Annotated in this window: 15 protein-coding genes; 12 read left to right on the top strand and 3 right to left on the bottom strand. The window is 71.9% G+C overall.

All coding sequences use genetic code 11. The features are described from left to right. The first annotated feature begins 90 nt into the window (after nt 1–90). From ACH4RG_RS14935 to ACH4RG_RS14915, 5 genes are all read left to right on the top strand, one after another. Entirely contained in the window at nt 91–1,296 is a 1,206-nt protein-coding gene (locus ACH4RG_RS14935; protein ID WP_397928150.1) for a carbohydrate kinase family protein, read from the top strand. Between the two features lie 142 nt (nt 1,297–1,438). Next, complete coding sequence (locus ACH4RG_RS14930; protein WP_397916777.1) at nt 1,439–2,500, top strand: PhoH family protein; 1,062 nt, start codon at nt 1,439–1,441, stop codon at nt 2,498–2,500. 12 nt (nt 2,501–2,512) lie between these two features. Continuing rightward, on the top strand, nt 2,513–3,010 hold the full coding sequence (ybeY, locus tag ACH4RG_RS14925) for an rRNA maturation RNase YbeY (protein WP_003969265.1): 498 nt from the start codon (nt 2,513–2,515) through the stop codon (nt 3,008–3,010). Continuing rightward, nucleotides 3,007–4,305 carry a hemolysin family protein gene (locus tag ACH4RG_RS14920; RefSeq protein ID WP_397928151.1) on the top strand — a complete coding sequence of 433 codons (1,299 nt, stop codon included), beginning with the start codon at nt 3,007–3,009 and terminating at the stop codon, nt 4,303–4,305. Before ybeY ends, ACH4RG_RS14920 begins: the two co-directional genes overlap by 4 nt. After that, complete coding sequence (locus ACH4RG_RS14915) at nt 4,302–4,655, top strand: MmcQ/YjbR family DNA-binding protein (RefSeq protein ID WP_397916775.1); 354 nt, start codon at nt 4,302–4,304, stop codon at nt 4,653–4,655. Before ACH4RG_RS14920 ends, ACH4RG_RS14915 begins: the two co-directional genes overlap by 4 nt. Nucleotides 4,656–4,716: 61 nt before the next feature. On the opposite strand, the gene ACH4RG_RS14910 is transcribed toward ACH4RG_RS14915, so the two are convergent. Then, a complete protein-coding gene (locus ACH4RG_RS14910) occupies nt 4,717–6,153 on the bottom strand; it encodes an MFS transporter (RefSeq protein ID WP_397916774.1) in 1,437 nt (478 codons plus the stop codon). Nucleotides 6,154–6,254: 101 nt separating this feature from the next. Between ACH4RG_RS14910 and ACH4RG_RS14905 the strand changes: the two genes are divergently transcribed. The 5 genes from ACH4RG_RS14905 to era all read left to right on the top strand — a co-directional run bounded on the left by ACH4RG_RS14905 (nt 6,255) and on the right by era (nt 11,410). Further along, nucleotides 6,255–7,148: a helix-turn-helix transcriptional regulator gene (locus ACH4RG_RS14905; protein WP_398539637.1), complete on the top strand. Its 894-nt coding sequence runs from the start codon at nt 6,255–6,257 to the stop codon at nt 7,146–7,148. A gap of 100 nt (nt 7,149–7,248) precedes the next feature. Next, nucleotides 7,249–7,602: a cytidine deaminase gene (locus tag ACH4RG_RS14900; RefSeq protein ID WP_397916772.1), complete on the top strand. Its 354-nt coding sequence runs from the start codon at nt 7,249–7,251 to the stop codon at nt 7,600–7,602. A 292-nt stretch (nt 7,603–7,894) separates the two neighbouring features. Continuing rightward, nucleotides 7,895–9,241 carry a beta-xylosidase gene (locus ACH4RG_RS14895; protein WP_397916771.1) on the top strand — a complete coding sequence of 449 codons (1,347 nt, stop codon included), beginning with the start codon at nt 7,895–7,897 and terminating at the stop codon, nt 9,239–9,241. Between the two features lie 166 nt (nt 9,242–9,407). After that, nucleotides 9,408–10,352, top strand: coding sequence for a WxL protein peptidoglycan domain-containing protein (locus ACH4RG_RS14890; RefSeq protein WP_398539636.1), 945 nt, complete (start codon nt 9,408–9,410; stop codon nt 10,350–10,352). 83 nt (nt 10,353–10,435) lie between these two features. Next, nucleotides 10,436–11,410: a GTPase Era gene (era, locus tag ACH4RG_RS14885; protein ID WP_372456464.1), complete on the top strand. Its 975-nt coding sequence runs from the start codon at nt 10,436–10,438 to the stop codon at nt 11,408–11,410. A gap of 25 nt (nt 11,411–11,435) precedes the next feature. On the opposite strand, the gene ACH4RG_RS14880 is transcribed toward era, so the two are convergent. Both ACH4RG_RS14880 and ACH4RG_RS14875 read right to left on the bottom strand, forming a co-directional pair. Next, nucleotides 11,436–11,702 carry a protealysin inhibitor emfourin gene (locus ACH4RG_RS14880; RefSeq protein WP_397916769.1) on the bottom strand — a complete coding sequence of 89 codons (267 nt, stop codon included), beginning with the start codon at nt 11,700–11,702 and terminating at the stop codon, nt 11,436–11,438. Between the two features lie 96 nt (nt 11,703–11,798). Continuing rightward, a complete protein-coding gene (locus ACH4RG_RS14875; RefSeq protein ID WP_397928156.1) occupies nt 11,799–12,875 on the bottom strand; it encodes a M4 family metallopeptidase in 1,077 nt (358 codons plus the stop codon). Nucleotides 12,876–13,164: 289 nt separating this feature from the next. Between ACH4RG_RS14875 and leuA the strand changes: the two genes are divergently transcribed. Both leuA and ACH4RG_RS14865 read left to right on the top strand, forming a co-directional pair. Then, nucleotides 13,165–14,961: a 2-isopropylmalate synthase gene (gene leuA / locus ACH4RG_RS14870; RefSeq protein WP_397916767.1), complete on the top strand. Its 1,797-nt coding sequence runs from the start codon at nt 13,165–13,167 to the stop codon at nt 14,959–14,961. Nucleotides 14,962–15,176: 215 nt separating this feature from the next. Then, nucleotides 15,177–15,881, top strand: a complete 705-nt coding sequence (locus tag ACH4RG_RS14865; RefSeq protein ID WP_018961198.1) for a TerB family tellurite resistance protein — start codon at nt 15,177–15,179, stop codon at nt 15,879–15,881. The last annotated feature ends 10 nt before the right edge of the window (nt 15,882–15,891 follow it).

The following is a 15,891-nucleotide window of genomic DNA, read 5'->3' as shown; positions in this document are numbered from 1 at the left end:
TGCGTTCGCCCGGGCGTATCGGGCAGACTGGCCGCATCTCACACGGTCCGGATCCGGCCGAGATCCGCCGCACGACACCGGGAGCGCACGGTGAGCACAGACACTCCGGGCATCGACCCGCTACAGGCGCTGCGCGCCCCCCGGGACCCCTCCTGCGACGTCTTCCTGACGGGTCCGGTCTTCCTCGACATCATCTTCACCGGCCTGGACAGCGCCCCCGTGCGCGGCACCGAGTCCTGGGCCCGGGGGATGGGTTCCAGCCCCGGCGGCGTCGCCAACATGGCCACCGCCCTCGCCCGCCTCGGCCTGCGCACCTCCCTCGCCGCCGCTTTCGGCGACGACCACTACGGGGCGTACTGCTGGGACGCCCTCGAACAGGGCGAGGGCATCGACCTGTCGATGTCGCACACCGTCCCCGGCTGGCACTCCCCGGTCACCGTCTCCATGGCGTACGAGGGCGAGCGCACGATGGTCTCGCACGGCCACGAGGCACCGGCTCCGACCGGAACGTCCACCGGAGCCGGCGTTCCCACGGGAGCCTCCGCGTTCACCGGAACCGGCCTTCCCACCGGTTTGGGCGCCCTCACCGGAACCTCCGCCCCTACCGGAACCACCGCCCCCACCCCGGCCTTCCCGCACTGCCCGCCGCGCGCCCGTGCCGCCATCGCCTCGCTCACGCCGGGCCGGGGCGAGCCCTGGGTGGCCGCCGCCGCCCGCAACGGCGCGCTGATCTTCGCCGACGTCGGCTGGGACGAGACCGGCCGCTGGGACCTGGACGCCCTGCCCGACCTGGCGCACTGCGAGGCGTTCCTGCCCAACGCCGAGGAGGCGATGCGCTACACGCGCACCGACTGCCCGCGCGCCGCCGCCCACGCGCTCGCCGAACGGGTGCCGCTCGCCGTGGTCACCCTGGGGGCCGAGGGCGCGTACGCGGTGGACGGCCGCACCGGCGTCGCCGCGGCCGTGCCCGCCATCGAGGTGGAGGCGCTCGACCCCACCGGAGCCGGAGACGTCTTCGTCGCCGGCTTCGTGACCGGCACCCTCGCCGACTGGCCGCTCGCCGACCGGCTCGCCTTCGCCGGGCTCACCGCCGCCCTCTCGGTCCAGGAGTTCGGCGGCTCCCTCTCCGCCCCCGGCTGGGCCGAGGTCGCCGCCTGGTGGCAGCTGATCCGCACCTGCGCGAGCCAGGATCCCGCCGCCCTGGAGCGCTACGCCTTCCTGGACGACCTCCTGCCCGCCACGGCCCGCGCCTGGCCGCTGCGGCGCGCGGTGCCCACGATCGGCTTCCGCCAGTGACCGGCCTCCGGCCCGAGTCGCACACACGGGCGGTAAAAGCACTCTGCGTTGTCACCGCCAGGTCGTAGGCTTGGTTATCCAGAGGTTGTCGAGCAGCGAGAACCCTGCAACGGGAGGTATGTGCAGGCCCGAGGGCCGGCCCATGACTCAGACACCCACACAGCCGCAGGCGCGTGCCCAGATCAGGATCCCGGCCGCACACCCCATGGTGATGCTCCTGGGATCGGGTGACTCGCTGTTGCGCGTGATCGAAGAGGCTTTCCCGGCGGCCGACATCCATGTCCGGGGCAACGAGATCAGTGCCACGGGCGAGGCCGCCGACGTCGCTCTCATCCAACGCCTGTTCGACGAGATGATGCTCGTGCTCCGCACCGGAGCGCCGATGACGGAGGACGCAGTGGAACGGTCGATCGCCATGCTCAGGGCGGCCGGCGGCGGGGGAGAGCCCGGGGGCGAGACGCCCGCCGAGGTGCTCACGCAGAACATCCTCTCCAACCGCGGTCGCACCATCCGCCCCAAGACGCTCAATCAGAAGCGGTACGTCGACGCGATCGACCAGCACACGATCGTGTTCGGCATCGGTCCCGCCGGTACGGGCAAGACCTACCTGGCCATGGCGAAGGCCGTCCAGGCGCTCCAGTCGAAGCAGGTCAGCCGGATCATCCTGACCCGTCCCGCGGTCGAGGCGGGGGAGCGGCTCGGTTTCCTGCCGGGCACCCTGTTCGACAAGATCGACCCGTATCTGCGCCCGCTCTACGACGCCCTGCACGACATGCTCGACCCCGACTCGATCCCGCGGCTGATGGCGGCGGGCACGATCGAGGTCGCGCCGCTGGCGTACATGAGGGGCAGAACTCTCAATGACGCGTTCATCATCCTCGACGAGGCGCAGAACACCAGCGCCGAGCAGATGAAGATGTTCCTCACCCGCCTCGGCTTCGACTCCAAGATCGTCATCACCGGTGACGTCACCCAGGTCGACCTGCCGAGCGGCACCAAGAGCGGGCTTCGGCAGGTCCAGGACATCCTGGAGGGCCTGGACGACGTGCACTTCTCCCGGCTCACCTCCCAGGATGTCGTCCGGCACAAGCTCGTCGGCCGTATCGTCGACGCGTACGAGAAGTACGACAGCCGAAACGGTCAGCAGGACGGTCAGGCGGACGGCCGGGAAGACGGCCGACGCGACCGCCGTAAAGGGAAGTAGTCGCAGCGCACCATGTCGATCGACGTCAACAACGAGTCCGGAACCGAGGTCGACGAGCAGGCGATCCTCGACATCGCCCGCTACGCACTGGCCCGGATGCGGATCCATCCGCTGTCCGAGCTCTCGGTGATCGTGGTGGACACCGACGCCATGGAGCAGCTGCACATCCAGTGGATGGACCTCCCCGGTCCGACCGATGTCATGTCCTTCCCGATGGACGAGCTGCGTCCGCCGGCCAAGGACGACGAGGAGCCCCCGCAGGGGCTCCTCGGTGACATCGTGCTCTGCCCGGAGGTCGCGAAGAAGCAGGGCGAAGAGGCCCCGACGCAGCACTCCATGGACGAGGAGCTCCAGCTCCTGACCGTCCACGGAGTGCTGCACCTGCTGGGGTACGACCACGAGGAGCCGGACGAGAAGGCCGAGATGTTCGGTCTCCAGGCCGCCATCGTGGACGGCTGGCGCGGGGAGCACGGGCTCACCGGCGCGTCCCCCGCCCCCACCGTCTCGTGAGCGCGCCCCTGATCACTGGGGCCGTGCTGCTGGTCGTCGTCGGCTGGCTGGCCGCCTGCGCGGAGGCCGGTATCGCCCGCACCTCCAGCTTCCGGGCGGACGAGGCGGTCCGGTCCGGCCGACGCGGCAGCGCGAAGCTGGCGCAGATCGCGGCCGACCCGACCCGCTATCTCAACGTCGCCCTGCTGGTGCGGGTCGCCTGTGAGATGTCGGCCGGCGTCCTCGTCACCTACGCCTGTCTCCAGGAGCTGCCCGAGACCTGGGAGGCGCTGGCCGTCGCGATGGGCGTGATGGTGCTCGTCAGCTATGTCGCCATCGGCGTCTCGCCGCGCACCATCGGCCGCCAGCACCCGCTGAACACGGCCACCGCATCCGCGTACGTCCTGCTGCCCCTGGCCAGGATCATGGGGCCGATCCCGCAGCTGCTGATCCTCGTCGGCAACGCGCTGACCCCCGGCAAGGGGTTCCGCAAGGGGCCGTTCGCCAGCGAGGCCGAACTGCGCGCCATGGTCGACCTCGCCGAGGCGGAGTCGCTCATCGAGGACGACGAGCGCCGCATGGTGCACTCGGTCTTCGAGCTGGGCGACACCCTGGTCCGCGAGGTCATGGTGCCGCGCACCGACCTCGTCTCCATCGAGCGCTACAAGACGATCCGGCAGGCCCTCACCCTCGCCCTGCGCTCCGGCTTCTCCCGGATCCCGGTCACCGGCGAGAACGAGGACGACGTCGTCGGGATCGTCTACCTCAAGGACCTGGTCCGCAAGACGCACATCAACCGCGAGTCCGAGGCCGACCCGGTCTCCACCGCGATGCGGCCCGCCGCCTTCGTCCCCGACACCAAGAACGCCGGGGACCTGCTGCGCGAGATGCAGCAGGAGCGCAGCCACGTCGCGGTCGTCATCGACGAGTACGGCGGCACCGCGGGCATCGTCACCATCGAGGACATCCTGGAGGAGATCGTCGGCGAGATCACCGACGAGTACGACCGGGAGCTGCCGCCCGTCCAGGAGCTGGACAACGGCTGCTACCGGGTCACCGCCCGGCTCGACATCGGGGACCTCGGCGATCTCTTCGATCTCGACGAGTACGACGACGAGGACGTGGAGACCGTCGGCGGCCTGCTCGCCAAGGCGCTCGGCCGGGTCCCGATCGCCGGCGCGTCCGCGGCCGTCGAGCTGCCCGACGGCCGCAGGCTCCGGCTCACCGCGGAATCCCCCGCGGGCCGCCGGAACAAGATCGTCACCGTGCTCGTGGAGCCGGAGCACCAGGAGAGCGAGAAGGAGGAAGCGGAATGACGCCGACGCGGCTGAGGGCCTTCTGCCTGGAGTTCAACGCGAGCGTCGAGGAGTTCCCGTTCGGCCCGGAGATCTCCGTCTTCAAGGTGCTCGGGAAGATGTTCGCCCTCACCGCGCTGGACGGGCGGCCGCTCACCGTCAACCTCAAGTGCGATCCCGACGAGGCGATCCGGCTGCGCGAGACGCACCCCGCGATCGTGCCCGGCTGGCACATGAGCAAGCGCCACTGGAACACGGTCACCGTCTCCGGCGTCCCGGACCGACTGCTGCGCGAGCTGGTCGAGGACTCCTACGACCTGGTGGTCGCCGGACTCCCGAAGGCGGAGCGGCTGCGCCTGGACCGGCCGTAGGCAAGGCGCGGAGACGAGAAACGGGCCCGCCCCCCGTCGGGGCGGGCCCGTTCCCGTACGGTCAGCTCCGCCGCAGCCCCGCCGCCACCGCCGCGCCCGCCGCCAGCAGGATGGTCCCGGCGACCGCCACCACCGTCCGTACGCCGTCGAACAGGGTGTCCTGCGTCGTGGCCAGCACGCCCAGCAGCGGGATGCCGACCGTGAGGCCGACCTGCTGGGTGGTGGTGACCAGACCGGTCGCCAGGCCCTGCTCCTCGTTCGGGACGCCGGACGTCACGGTCAGCCCGTACGCGATGATGGCGCCCAGGTGGAACATGCTGGACAGCGACACCGCGGCGGTCGCCAGCCACACCCCCGACTCCGTGCCCAGGCCCAGCAGCGCGCCGATGAACAGCCCCTGACCGAGCAGGGACAGCGCCAGGGTCCGGCGGGCGCCGATCCGGCCGATCACCTTCGGCGCGCACATGCCCGCGACCACCGACATCACGCCCTGCACCCCGAAGACCAGACCGGTGGCGAAGGGGGAGAGGTCCAGGACCTCCTGGAGGTACAGGGTCAGGACGAAGACGACGGTGCTCATCATCGAGAAGGTCACCAGACCGCCCAGGTTGCCGAACGCCACCGTCCGCCGCCGCAGCATCGGCAGCGACACCAGCGGGGCCGCCGAGCGGGACTCCACCACGACGAACGCGGAGAGCAGAACGACGCCGAGGACGAGCGTGACCAGCACGTCCAGGCCGCCGAAGCCGCGCTCCGCCGCCGTCGACAGCGCGTAGATCAACGCCAGCAGACCGCCGGTGACGCTCACCGCGCCCGGCACGTCCAGCCGGGGCCGGTCCTTCGTGCGCGACTCCTCCAGCACCTTCGGGGCCGGCACCAGCACCACGGCGGAGGCCACCGCCAGCAGCCCCATCGTGGAGCGCCAGCCCAGCGTCTCGGTCAGCACACCGCCCGCGACCATGCCCACCGTGAAGCCGAGCGACATGAGCGTCCCGCTGATCCCGAGCGCCCGGTCGCGCAACGGCCCCTCGGGGAACGTGGTCGTCAGCAGGGACATCCCGGTCGGCACGATCACCGCCGCCCCCAGCCCCTGGAGCGCCCGTGCGGCGAGGAAGGACGCCGGGTCCCAGGCCAGCGTCGCCAGCAGGGACGAGGCGCCGAAGACGGTGAGCCCGATGAGGAACAGCCTGCGCCGCCCGTACAGATCGGCGATCCTCCCGAAGAGCAGCAGGAAGCCCCCCGACGGCAGCGCGAACGCGGTGACCGCCCATTGGAGGCCCGTGGTGCTCAGCCCGAGGTCCCTGCCGAGCACCGGCAGCGCCACGTTCAGTACGGAGAAGTCCAGGGCCACCATGAACTGGGCGGCGCACAGCACGAAGAGGACCAGCCGGGCCCGCCCGGAGAGCCGGGGCGGAGTGGCCACAGGGGGTACGGGGGACAGCCGGGGAGCAGGGGAAACAGGAGGGGCAGCAGAGGTGGAGGGGGATTCGATCGCCATGGATCCCACCCTGCGGCGGCCGGAATAACCGTGGGGAGCGGGAACTTATCCTGTTGCCCGCACCACCAGGCAGGCGTACGCACGGAGAGCAGGGGGAGTACGTGGCCACAGCGGCCCAGCACGCGACGGACGGCACGAAGGCCCACCGCCTGGCCGAACTGCGCGCGTTCCTCAGGAGCCGCCGGGCCCGCGTCACCCCGGACGAGGCCGGGCTGCCGGGCGGCGCCCGCCGCCGCACCCCGGGGCTGCGCCGCGAGGAGGTCGCCGTCCTCGCCGGGGTGGGCGTCTCCTGGTACCAGTGGCTGGAGCAGGGCCGCGACATCACCGTCTCCCCGCAGGTGCTGGACTCCGTCGCCCGGGTGCTGCGCCTGAGCAGCGCCGAGCGCCGCCATCTGTACGTGCTGGCCGGACTGAACGCGCCCCCGCCCGAGGTCGATCCCGCCGACGCCGACATGTGCGAGGGGCTGACCCGGCTCATCGACGCCTGGATGCCCTATCCGGCCCACGTCATGGACCGGTACTGGAACACCGTTCTGTACAACGACGCCTCCGCCGCCGTCCTCGGAATGCGGCCCGGGATGCGACAGAACTGTCTGATCGCCTTCTTCACCGACCCGGTCTACCGCTCCCGCACCGCGCCGAGCTGGGACGCGCTGGCCCCCCGGGTGGTGGCCCAGTTCCGGGCGGCCTGCTCGGACTCCCCGGACGACGACGGATTCCGGGCCGTGATCGACGAGGCGAAAGCGGCCTGCCGCCTCTTCGCCGAGCTGTGGGAGCGGCGCGACGTCGCCCCCGCCGGCCAGAACCGCAAGGAGGTGGAGCATCCGCTCGTCGGCAGCCTGGTCCTGGAGTCCACCCAGCTGCGGGTGCCCGCCCGGCCGGACCTGGCGATCGTGCTGCACACCCCGCTGCCCGGCACCGGCTGTGAGGCCAGGCTCCAGTGGCTCGCCTCGCCCGAGGGGCGGCGCGGCTCGTTGTACCCGGTGCCGGGGTGACCGGTCCCGGTCGGCCGGACGCACCCGGCGCCGGGGTGACCTGCGCGGGCCCGCCGGGGGTGACCTGCGCGGGGCTCCGCCCGCTTCGTATGCTCGTGCCATGACCGACACCACGGAGCTCGACGCCGAGGACCGCAAGATCGTCACCCTGGCGCGCAGCGCCCGTGCCCGCAACGGGGTGCCCGAGGGCGCGGCCGTACGCGACGAGACGGGACGTACGTATGTCGCGGGTACGGTGGCGCTCGATTCGCTGAAGCTCAGCGCCCTGCGGACCGCCGTCGCCATGGCGGTGGCCAGCGGCGCCACCTCGCTGGAGGCGGCCGCTGTCGTCTCCGCCGCCGAGACGCCCTCGGACGACGACCGGGCCGCGGTGCGGGACCTCGGCGGACCGGACACCCCGGTGCTGCTCGCGGGCCCGGACGGCACGCTGCGGGTCCGCGTCACGGCGGGCTGACCGGACCGTCCGACGGCGGCCGGACCGTCCGACGGCGGCCGGACCGTCCGACGGCGGCCGGTTCGTCGGGCGGCGGCGGGTCGGTCCGGTGTGTGAGGGCGGGTCCAGCGGGCCCGCTCGACCCGCCGGCCGAAGAGGGACGCCCGCCGGGCCGCCGATCATGCCATCACCTGATGGGCCATCAGTCACCGCGTTTCGTCTGCATTGACTTCTTTTTCGCCCGGGTCATCAATGGCCCCCTGCCGGTACGGAAGAGCCGCCGTACCGCTTTCCGCAGGAGGGCACCGAATTCATGCGACCGATCACGCGAAGATCCACCGAACCGCGGCGCCGCTGGGCCGCCGCCCTGGGCATCACCGCACTCGTCGTCACCGGGGGAGGGCTGCTCGGGGGCCCGGCGCAGGCCGCCGCGACGGCCTCCGTCGCGGTGGACTTCCCCACCCACTGCATCCCGCCGCCCATCGCGGGCATCCCGCCCATCGACGGCACCACGACCGCGCAGATCACCGTCGACAACGCGACCCCGCAGGTCGGCGACACCGTCGCCGTGACCTACACCGTGGTCGTGCCCGCCGCCAGCAACCCGGTCGACCTGGCCCTGCCCGCCGACATCATGACGCCCACCGGGAAGGTCACCCTCGGCGGCGCGCAGAGCGGCGACGTCACCGTCGCGGGGCCCAAGAAGAACCCCCCGGTCCCCGGTAAGGGCGCCTTCCCGTCGTTCTCCATGACGGGCACGTTCACCGTCACCGCCCCCGGCGCGATCACCCTGTCGCCCGGTGACTACAACATCCACACCAGCTACATCATGGAACTGGACACCCCCTGCACGGTGACGGGCCCGCCCGCCCCCGTGTCGGAGACCGTCGTCGCCACCGGCGGCGGCCAGGTCAACGAACGTACCGTCCAGCTCTCGGCCGCCTCCGGGGCGGCGGGCGACGAGGTCACCGTCACCGGCACCAAGTTCACCCCGGGCGCGGGCGTCACCGTGGCGGGCCGCGACGGCGACGCGCAGACCGGGGACACCGCCACGGCCACCGCCGACGGATCCGGGGCCTTCACCGCCCGGCTCGCCGTCAGCGACCCGGCCACCACCGGCGTCGTCGCCTACGAGGGCGGCGCCTGGGACGCGGCGAAGGGGGCCGGGCCGCTGGCGTACACCGTCATCGGGGGCGGCGAGATCCCCGACGGCAGCCAGCAGCTCACCACGACCGTCCGGGCGGGCACCCTCTCCATGACCCAGGCCGGCGACAGCGTCCAGCTGTCCGCGGTCGACTTCGGGCGGGGCGGCGCCTCCACCGGCGACCTGCGCACGGTGACCGTCGAGGACTTCCGCGGCGGCCCCGCCGGCTGGTCCCTCACCGGCAAGGTCACCGACTTCACGGGTCCGGGCGGGGCGCGGATCAGCGCCGACGCCCTCGACTGGACCCCGTCCTGCACCACGAAGCCCGGCAGCCCGAGCACCTGCGCGGCCGGCAGCGCCGGATCGGTCGGCAGCGCCGGGGCCACCCTGGCGTCCACGTCCGACGGGGCGGCCACCGGAGGGGAGTTCGCCGTCGACGCGGGGCTCTCCCTGGACGTGCCCGCCTTCACCGGGGCCGGTTCCTACGCGGGAGTGCTGACCCTCACCCTCACCTGAGGCCCCCCTGCTCCACGGAGTGCCGTCCTCGCCCCGGACGAGGCCCCTCTCCCGCCCGGGAGTGCCGGTCCCCGCCCGATGTGAGGTCCGCTCCTGATCCACCGTGGGCCGGGCGCGCACCCGGCCGGCCCACTCCATCCGGACGCGACCTTGGGGGTCCCGTACCGTGCGCAAGCTCCCCGTGCTCCTCCTGACGGCCGCCCTGCTGCTCCTCGGCGCGCCCGCCGCCCATCCTGCGGACAACGGCAGCTGGTCCGTCCGGCCGGCCTCCGGCCCGTCCGGCGAACGCCCCTCCCTCTACCTCTCCGCCGCCCCCGGCACGACACTCACCGACCGGGTCACCGTCACCAACAAGACCGCGAAGCCGCTGACCCTGCGGCTGTACGCGGCCGACGCCTACAACACCCCGCGCGACGGCGGCTTCGCGGTCCGCGACCGGAGCGAGAAGCAGCGCTCCGTCGGCGCCTGGGCCCGCACCGACCGGGACACCGTCACCGTGGGCCCCAAGGCCTCGGTCACCGTGCCCCTGACCATCACCGTCCCGGAGAACGCCGAGCCGGGCGACCACCCCGGCGCCCTGATCGCCCTGGACGAACGCGTCGAGGCCACCCGCCGCGGCGCCCTGGCCGTCGGGGTCCGCAGAGCCGTCGGCGCCCGGATCCACCTGCGGGTGAACGGGCCCACCGTCCCCGCGCTCTCCGTCGAGGACATCCGGATCGAGCAGGACCGCCCGCTGGTCCCGGGCACCGGCACGAGCCGCGCCGTCATCTCGTACACCCTCCACAACCGGGGGAACGTCACCCTCGCCCCCGCCGTCGCCCTGCGCGCCGAGGGCCTCTTCGGCCGGACCCTGCTGAAACGCGGCCTGACGAAACTGCCCGCCGAGCTGCTGCCCCGCCAGCGGGTCCGGCTGACCGAGACCTGGGACGGGGCGCCGCAGCTGGACCGGGCCGAGGTCGAACTCACCGCCACCGCGAAGGGGACCCGGGAGTCGGCGACCGTCACGTTCCTGGCCGTGCCGTGGCTCCTCGCCGGAGTGCTGGCCGTGCTCGTCGCCGCCGGAGGGACCCTGTGGGCGCGGCCCCGCCGACGCCGTACCCGTACGGACTGAGAAGCCGTACCCGTACGGACTGAGGCGGCCGTGACCGGTCCCGCGCGGCCCACTGTGCTCCGGCGCCGCCGGGATCGGGGAGAATGGTCGCCATGAGCGCTCGACCGAACCAAGAATCCGCTGCCGCGCAAGCGGAGACCACCTCCCCCCACCGGGCCGGCTTCGCCTGCTTCGTGGGCCGCCCCAACGCGGGCAAGTCCACCCTCACGAACGCTCTCGTCGGTCAGAAGGTGGCGATCACCTCCAACCGCCCCCAGACCACGCGGCACACGGTGCGCGGCATCGTGCACCGTGACGACGCGCAGCTGATCCTGGTCGACACCCCCGGCCTCCACAAGCCGCGCACCCTCCTGGGCGAGCGGCTCAACGACGTCGTGCGGACCACCTGGGCCGAGGTCGACGTCATCGGCTTCTGCCTGCCCGCCGACCAGAAGCTCGGCCCCGGCGACAAGTACATCGTCAAGGAGCTCGCGGGGATCAAGAAGACCCCCAAGATCGCCATCATCACCAAGACCGACCTGGTCGAGTCGAAGGCGCTGGCCGAACAGCTCCTCGCCGTCTCCGCGCTCGCCGACGAGCTCGGCTTCGAGTGGGCCGAGATCATTCCGGTGTCGGCGGTCAAGGACCAGCAGGTGAGTCTGCTCGCCGACCTGATCGCTCCGCTGCTCCCCGTGAGCCCACCGCTCTACCCGGAGGGCGACCTCACCGACGAGCCGGAGATGGTCATGGTCGCGGAGCTGATCCGCGAGGCGGCGCTGGAGGGCGTACGCGACGAGCTGCCGCACTCCATCGCGGTCGTCGTCGAGGAGATGCTGCCGCGCACGGACCGCCCGGCGGACAAGCCGCTGCTGGACATCCACGCCAACGTCTACATCGAGCGCCCCAGCCAGAAGGGCATCATCATCGGCCCGAAGGGCCAGCGGCTGAAGGACGTCGGCACCAAGTCCCGCAAGCACATCGAGGCACTCCTCGGCACGCCGGTCTTCCTGGACCTGCACGTGAAGGTCGCCAAGGACTGGCAGCGCGATCCCAAGCAGTTGCGGAAGCTGGGGTTCTAGCGTTCGTACGGCACGGGTGCCGATCTCACGCGCCCTCCTTGAGGACGCGTGAGATCAGCGTGCGCTGTGCCCCGGTCAGATCGGGGTCAGCGCAGTACACGGTGCGCTCGCCGACGGTGATCGCGTACCGGAAGCCGTCCGGCACCCCCGTCGGCGGGGTGTCCCGCGCGGAGTCGAGCGCCTCCTCGGCGAGCGCGTGCCATTCCGCGGCGTCCGCCCGGCCCCCGGTGTCGACCTCATGGCGGCGGGAGATCCCGGCGAAACCGCCGGTCCTGCTGACCTGAATACGCATGGGGTCCTGTCTATCGGGGGCCGCGCGGACGCTCAACCCCGCCTGCCGGAGCGGCGGCTGTCCGCCGCCCCGTGGCCGTCTCCTCGGCGGGCCGGGTCATGCCCGGGTCGGAACACCCACCTCCGACCAGGCCTTCAGGACCGCCTCCCGCTCGTCCGCCGCGCCGAAGCGGTCGCCCGCCGCCGCGACCGTCAGCCGGGCGAACTCCGCGAAGTCCGCGTTCGCCGTCAGCTCGCCGCCGGTCAGCACGTCGAACCAGATCTGTCCCGCACGCTCCCAGGAGTTGCCGCCCAGCGCGGTGGCCAGGAGGTGGAACGCCCGGTTGGGGATGCCGGAGTTGAGGTGGACCCCGCCGTTGTCCTCCTCCGTCTCGATGTAGTCCGCCATGGAGCCCGGCTGCGGGTCCTTGCCGAGGACGTCGTCGTCGTACGCCGTGCCGGGGGCCTTCATCGAGCGCAGCGCGTCCCCGCTGACCCGGGGCGCCAGCAGTCCGGCCCCGATCAGCCAGTCGGCCTGCTCCGCGCTCTGGCCCAGCGAGTACTGCTTCACCAGCGAGCCGAAGACGTCGGACACCGACTCGTTGAGCGCGCCCGACTGGCCCTCGTAGCGCAGGTTGGCGGTGTGCTGCGTCAGGCCGTGGGCCAGCTCGTGGGCGATCACGTCGACCGCGACGGTGAAGTCGAGGAAGATCTCGCCGTCGCCGTCGCCGAAGACCATCTGCTCGCCGTCGAAGAAGGCGTTGTTGTACTCCTCGCCGTAGTGCACGGAACCGATCAGCGGCAGCCCCTTGCCGTCGATCGAGCTGCGCCCGTACGCCGAGAGCAGCAGCTCGAAGGTGGCGCCGAGGCCGGCGTACGCGCGGTTGACGCTGGCGTCCGAGGTGGGCTTGTCGCCCTCGTCGCGGACCAGGTGGCCGGGCAGGGTGGTGCCGTTCTGGCAGTCGTACAGGGTGCGGTGGGGCTTGGTGGGGACCGCGCTCACGCCGGGGGTGCTCGGGACGGCAGCGAGGGCCGTCGTGCGGCGGCGGTCGCGGCGGAGGCCGTCGGCCGCCAGGGTGCGGCGGGCCGGGTCGGCCAGCCGGGCGTCGGCGGACCGGGACAGGTGGTCGAGGACGTGGGGCGGAACGATGGTGCAGAAGACGGGGTGGAGATCGCCGTCGGTTCGAAGGTGCATACAACGACTGTGGCACTCCGTCACGGCTCTGTCACTGGTTGCGACGATGATTGACGAAATGGAGTGATGAGTCACTGTTTTCCCGTCATCGATGCCCGGTCCCGCATACTGATACGCACCGACACCACGGGCCACACTCGGTTACGCTCGTCGCATCATGCGTTTCGGGCTGCTTCTCCTTAGCTGCCGCGGCGAGGGCCTGTAGTCGTAGGCCGACCCCCTCCCCGCGGAGTCTGGTGCTGCAGCGACACAGTCGGCCGACCCCCGCTGGACCGAGGAGCCCTACGCCATGACCACCGTGAATCCTGCCGGTAATCCCGTGAACCCCGCCCGCGATTCCGTCGGCCGCCCCACCCCGATCACCAACGCGACGCAGCTCCAGAAGCCGTCCGGGATGCCGGTCCACAAGTACCGCGGCTACGAGGCCGTGGACATCGCCGACCGCACCTGGCCCGACAACCGGATTACCGTCGCGCCCCGCTGGCTCTCCACCGATCTGCGCGACGGCAACCAGGCGCTGATCGACCCGATGTCGCCGGCGCGCAAGCGCGAGATGTTCGACCTGCTGGTCGCGATGGGCTACAAGGAGATCGAGGTCGGCTTCCCGTCCTCCGGCGAGACCGACTTCGCCTTCGTACGCTCCATCATCGAAGAGGGCGCGATCCCCGAGGACGTGACGATCTCCGTCCTGACGCAGGCCCGCGAGGAGCTGATCGAGCGCACCGTGGAATCGCTGGTCGGCGCCCGCCGGGCCACCGTGCACCTGTACAACGCCACCGCCCCCACCTTCCGCCGCGTCGTCTTCCGCGGCTCGCGCGACGAGGTCAAGCAGATCGCGGTGGACGGCACCCGGCTGGTCATGGAGTACGCCGAGAAGATCCTGGGCCCGGAGACGACCTTCGGCTACCAGTACAGCCCGGAGATCTTCACCGACACCGAGCTGGACTTCGCCCTGGAGGTCTGCGAGGCCGTCTGCGACGTCTGGCAGCCGGAGGAGGGCCGCGAGATCATCCTCAACCTGCCCGCCACCGTGGAGCGTTCGACGCCCTCGACCCACGCGGACCGCTTCGAGTGGATGTCCCGCAACCTGACCCGTCGCGAGTTCGTCTGCCTGTCGGTCCACCCGCACAACGACCGGGGCACCGCCGTCGCCGCCGCCGAGCTGGCCATCATGGCCGGCGCCGACCGCATCGAGGGCTGCCTGTTCGGCCAGGGCGAGCGCACCGGCAACGTCGACCTGGTCACCCTGGGCATGAACCTCTTCTCCCAGGGCGTCGACCCGCAGATCGACTTCTCGCAGATCGACGAGATCCGCCGCACCAGCGAGTACTGCAACCAGATGGAGATCCACCCGCGCCACCCCTACGCGGGCGACCTGGTCTACACCGCCTTCTCCGGCTCCCACCAGGACGCCATCAAGAAGGGCTTCGACGCCATGGAGCGCGACGCCGCCGCCCAGGGGAAGACCGTCGACGACATCGAGTGGGCCGTGCCGTACCTGCCGATCGACCCGAAGGACGTCGGCCGCTCCTACGAGGCCGTCATCCGGGTCAACTCGCAGTCCGGCAAGGGCGGTATCGCCTACGTCCTGAAGAACGACCACAAGCTGGACCTGCCACGCCGGATGCAGATCGAGTTCTCCCGGATCATTCAGGCCAAGACCGACGCCGATGGCGGCGAGGTCACCCCGGGCCAGATCTGGACCACCTTCCAGGACGAGTACCTGCCGAACGCGGAAAACGCCTGGGGGCGCGTACAGCTCCGCTCCGGCCAGACCACCACCGACACCGACGGCCGGGACACCCTGACCGTCGAGGCCACCGTCGACGGCGTGGACACCGTGCTGAGCGGTACGGGCAACGGCCCGATCTCCGCGTTCTTCGAAGCGCTGCAGGCCATCGGCATCGACGCCCGGCTGCTGGACTACACCGAGCACACGATGAGCGAGGGCGCCAGCGCCCAGGCCGCGTCGTACATCGAGTGCGCGATCGACGGCAAGGTCCTGTGGGGCATCGGCATCGACGCCAACACCACCCGCGCCTCGCTCAAGGCGGTCGTCTCCGCCGTCAACCGCGCGGCCCGCTGACCCGACCGGCCCCTTCGCGTACCCCACGTCGTACCGGCGTCCGGTTCGACCCCGTACGACGGCATTGACGGACCCCGACCGCCCGCTCCGGGTGGTCGGGGTTCGGCCATATCCGGGGGTTGTGACGTCCCAGAGGCTGACGCCGCCTCGCGTGTGTGGCTAACATCACGTCCAACACACGGCAATGTTGCCGGAGCGTTACGGAGGTGTGCGACGTGCGGTCAGCCAAAGGACAACGCGCTCTGAGGCCGGTCCTCTGCGGCGTTCGCACCATCTGGGACGCCGTCGGCGACGGCGCCTTCTTCTGCCCCGGCTGCGGGGGAGACCGCAACTACCGCCGGCTCACCGGCCGCCGCCGCCTCACCGTCCTCGGCGTCCCGCTGGTCGGCAGGGGCGAGACCGAGCCCGTCGTCGAGTGCGCCGCCTGCCTCGCCCACTACGCCCCCGAGGCGCTGGACCACCCCACCACGACCCGGTTCTCGGCGATGCTCCGCGAGGCCGTCCACACCGTCACCCTGGCCGTCCTCGCCGCCGGGGGCACCACCTCCCGCACGGTCCTGGAGGCCGCCGTCGCCACCGTGCGCGACGCCGGGCTCGACGACTGCACCCAGGAGCAGCTGTTCACCGTCGTCGAGGTGCTGGCCGCCGACACCGGGCAGGGCTCCGGTTCCGACCCGGCCGCCGAGGCCTGCGGCCCGACCCTCGCCATCGAGCTGCACGAGGTGCTGGCCCCGCTCGCCCCGCACCTGGCCACCGCCGGCCGCGAGTCCGTCCTCCTCCAGGGCGCCAGGATCGCGCTGGCCGACGGGCCCTACCGCACCGCCGAGCGCCAGGTCCTGACCACCGTGGGCAGCGCCCTCCAGCTCCCCGCCGACGACACCGCCCGCCTGCTGGCGGCGGCCGCCCGTACGCCCTCGTAGAGCCTCCCGG

Origin of the sequence: Streptomyces sp. NPDC021019, from assembly GCF_044333295.1 — a bacterium.
In the GTDB taxonomy this organism is placed as follows: Bacteria; Actinomycetota; Actinomycetes; order Streptomycetales; family Streptomycetaceae; genus Streptomyces.
Note: the sequence above shows the minus strand (reverse complement) of the source record. Positions and strands in the feature narration are given on the sequence as shown.

Bases quoted from the DNA above. Each gene is read 5' to 3' on its own strand.
- ACH4RG_RS14930 (WP_397916777.1), top strand. From the start codon at position 1,439: ATGACTCAGACACCCACACAGCCGCAGGCGCGTGCCCAGATCAGGATC.
- ybeY (WP_003969265.1), top strand. From the start codon at position 2,513: ATGTCGATCGACGTCAACAACGAGTCCGGAACCGAGGTCGACGAGCAG.
- ACH4RG_RS14915 (WP_397916775.1), top strand. From the start codon at position 4,302: ATGACGCCGACGCGGCTGAGGGCCTTCTGCCTGGAGTTCAACGCGAGC.
- ACH4RG_RS14910 (WP_397916774.1), bottom strand. From the start codon at position 6,153: ATGGCGATCGAATCCCCCTCCACCTCTGCTGCCCCTCCTGTTTCCCCT.
- ACH4RG_RS14900 (WP_397916772.1), top strand. From the start codon at position 7,249: ATGACCGACACCACGGAGCTCGACGCCGAGGACCGCAAGATCGTCACC.
- ACH4RG_RS14895 (WP_397916771.1), top strand. From the start codon at position 7,895: ATGCGACCGATCACGCGAAGATCCACCGAACCGCGGCGCCGCTGGGCC.
- era (WP_372456464.1), top strand. From the start codon at position 10,436: ATGGTCGCCATGAGCGCTCGACCGAACCAAGAATCCGCTGCCGCGCAA.
- ACH4RG_RS14880 (WP_397916769.1), bottom strand. From the start codon at position 11,702: ATGCGTATTCAGGTCAGCAGGACCGGCGGTTTCGCCGGGATCTCCCGC.
- ACH4RG_RS14875 (WP_397928156.1), bottom strand. From the start codon at position 12,875: ATGCACCTTCGAACCGACGGCGATCTCCACCCCGTCTTCTGCACCATC.
- leuA (WP_397916767.1), top strand. From the start codon at position 13,165: ATGACCACCGTGAATCCTGCCGGTAATCCCGTGAACCCCGCCCGCGAT.